Annotated in this window: 4 protein-coding genes; all 4 read left to right on the top strand. The window is 71.9% G+C overall.

All coding sequences use genetic code 11. The features are described from left to right. On the top strand, window positions 1-360 hold a 360-nt coding region (gene phnH, locus FV228_RS26070), incomplete at its 5' end, for a phosphonate C-P lyase system protein PhnH (protein WP_147857189.1). Between the two features lie 3 nt (window positions 361-363). After that, a complete protein-coding gene (locus FV228_RS26065) occupies window positions 364-1464 on the top strand; it encodes a carbon-phosphorus lyase complex subunit PhnI (protein WP_147857188.1) in 1101 nt (366 codons plus the stop codon). An 80-nt stretch (window positions 1465-1544) separates the two neighbouring features. Next, window positions 1545-2471 carry an alpha-D-ribose 1-methylphosphonate 5-phosphate C-P-lyase PhnJ gene (locus tag FV228_RS26060; protein ID WP_281406534.1) on the top strand — a complete coding sequence of 309 codons (927 nt, stop codon included), beginning with the start codon at window positions 1545-1547 and terminating at the stop codon, window positions 2469-2471. After that, window positions 2468-2725 (top strand): ATP-binding cassette domain-containing protein (locus FV228_RS26055; protein ID WP_147857187.1); only part of this gene is annotated, 258 nt, incomplete at its 3' end. The genes FV228_RS26060 and FV228_RS26055, both read left to right, overlap by 4 nt.

Below are 2725 nucleotides of genomic sequence, written 5' to 3'. Positions count from 1 at the left end.
CTGCGCTTCCACACCGGCGCGCCGCTGACGGACGACCCGGCCCGGGCGGCCTTCGCGCTGATCCGCGATCCGGCCCGCTGCCCGCCGCTCGCCCGGTTCGCCCAAGGCACCCCGGCCTATCCCGACACCTCGACCACCCTGGTGCTCGCCCTCGACCGGATCGCGGCCGGGGTGGGGCTCCACCTCACCGGGCCCGGCATCAGGGGCGCGACCCGCATCGCCCTCGCGCCCGTGCCGGACGGGTTCGTGGACCAGTGCGCCGCGAACCACGCGGGCTTCCCGCTCGGAATCGACCTGATCCTCACCGCGCCCGGCCTCGTCGCGGGCCTGCCGCGCTCCACCGCCGTCACGGAGAGCTGACCGATGTACGTGGCCGTGAAGGGCGGCGAAGCCGCCATCGACAACGCCCACCGGCTGCTCGCCGAGGCCCGCCGCGGCGACCCGGCCGTGCCGGAACTCTCCGTGTCGCAGATCCGCGAGCAGATGGCGCTCCTGGTCGATCGGGTGATGGCCGAGGGCTCGCTCTACGATCCCGACCTCGCGGCGCTGGCCCTCAAGCAGGCCCGCGGCGACGTGGTCGAGGCGGTCTTTTTGGTCCGCGCCTACCGGACGACCTTGCCGCGCTTCGGCGCCTCCAAACCCGTCGATACCGGCGCCATGGCGGTGGCCCGCCGGGTCTCGGCGACTTTCAAGGACTTGCCCGGCGGCCAGGTTCTGGGGCCGACCTTCGACTACACGCACCGGCTGATCGACTTCGCGCTGGCCGCCGAGGGTGCGGTCGCGCCCGCCGCCGAGGCCGAGCCGCGCGACGATGCCGGGATCTGCCCGCGGGTCACCGATATGCTGGCCCAGGACGGCCTGATCGAGCCTTCGCCCCCGGATGACGGCGCCCCCGTGGGCGACCTCACCCGGGAGCCGGTGGATTACCCCGCCGACCGGGCCCTGCGCCTCCAGGCCCTGGCCCGGGCGGACGAGGGCTTCGTGCTCGGCCTCGGCTACTCGACCCAGCGGGGCTACGGCCGCACCCACCCGTTCGTGGGCGAGATCCGGGTCGGCGACGTCGCCGTGGAGTACGTGCCGGAGGAACTGGGCTTCCCGGTGCCGCTCGGCCGGATCCGGCTCACCGAGTGCCAGATGGTCACCCAGTTCAAGGGCTCGGGTACGACGCCCCCGCAATTCACCCGCGGCTACGGGCTCAGCTTCGGCCAGAGCGAGCGCAAGGCGATGGCGATGTCCCTGGTCGACCGGGCGCTGCGGGCGGAGGAACTCGGGGAGCCGGTGGCGAGCCCCGCCCAGGACCAGGAATTCGTGCTCGCCCATTGCGACAGCCTGCAGGCGACCGGCTTCGTCGAGCACCTGAAGCTGCCCCACTACGTCGATTTCCAGGCGGAGCTGGAGCTGGTCCGGCGCCTGCGCGCCGAGTTTTTTCGAGGCTCAGACAGCATGCAGGAGGCGGCCGAATGAGCGCGATAGGGATGCTTCCGCTTGAAGGCGGCGCTCCGGAAGTGGCGCAGGTCCCCTCTCCCGTGCGGGAGAGGGACAGGGTGAGGGATGCGCCGTATCCGGAAAGACCTGATCCCTCACCCCAACCCTCTCCCGAACGGGAGAGGGGGCCCGGTGCGTCGGAGGCTTCCGAAGCCGGCTACAATTTCGCCTATCTCGATGAGGGCACGAAGCGGATGATCCGCCGGGCCATCCTCAAGGCCATCGCGGTGCCGGGCTACCAGGTGCCGTTCGCCTCGCGCGAGATGCCGATGCCCTACGGCTGGGGCACCGGCGGCGTGCAGGTCACGGCCGCGATCCTGGGGCGGGCCGACGTGCTCAAGGTGATCGATCAGGGCGCCGACGACACCACCAACGCCGTCTCGATCCGCCGCTTCTTCGCCCGCACCTCCGGGGTCGCCACAACCACCCGGACCACCGAGGCGACGATCATCCAGACCCGCCACCGCATCCCGGAGACGCCGCTCTCCGAGGGGCAGACCTTGGTCTACCAGGTGCCAATCCCCGAGCCGCTCCGCTTCCTCGAACCGCGCGAGACCGAGACGCGCCAGCTCCACGCGCTCGCCGAGTACGGGTCCATGCACGTCAAGCTCTACGAGGACATCAGCCGCCACGGCCACATCGCCACCACCTACGCCTACCCGGTGGAGGTGGCCGGCCGCTACGTGATGGACCCGTCGCCGACGCCGAAATTCGACAACCCCAAGATGGACGACTGCCCGGCGCTCCAGCTGTTCGGGGCCGGGCGCGAGCGGCGCATCTACGCGGTGCCGCCCTACACCGCGGTGCGCAGCCTCGACTTCGAGGACCACCCGTTCCGGATCCAGGAATTCACCGAGCCCTGCGCGCTGTGCGGCGCCCGCGGCCACTACCTCGACGAGGTGGTCACCGACGATTCCGGAGGCCGGATGTACGTCTGCTCGGACACCGACGTCTGCGAGACCCGCGTCGCGGAGGCCGCCCGATGAGCACGCCGCTCCTGTCCGCCCACGGCCTGACCAAGGCCTACGGGGCGCGGCTCGCCTGCGCGGGGGTCGATCTCGACGTCACCGAGGGCGAGGTGCTCGCCATCGTGGGCGAATCCGGCTCCGGCAAGTCGACGCTCCTGTCCCTGCTGGCGGGCGAGCTGGCGCCGGATTCCGGCTGCGTCCGCTACCGGATGCGCGACGGGCAGAGCCGCACCCTCGCCGACCTCGGGCCCGCCGAGCTGCGCCGGCTGATG

The sequence above is a fragment of the Methylobacterium sp. WL18 genome, assembly GCF_008040015.1.
Taxonomy (GTDB): domain Bacteria; phylum Pseudomonadota; class Alphaproteobacteria; order Rhizobiales; family Beijerinckiaceae; genus Methylobacterium; species Methylobacterium mesophilicum.
This window is presented reverse-complemented; position numbering and strand designations above follow the sequence as displayed.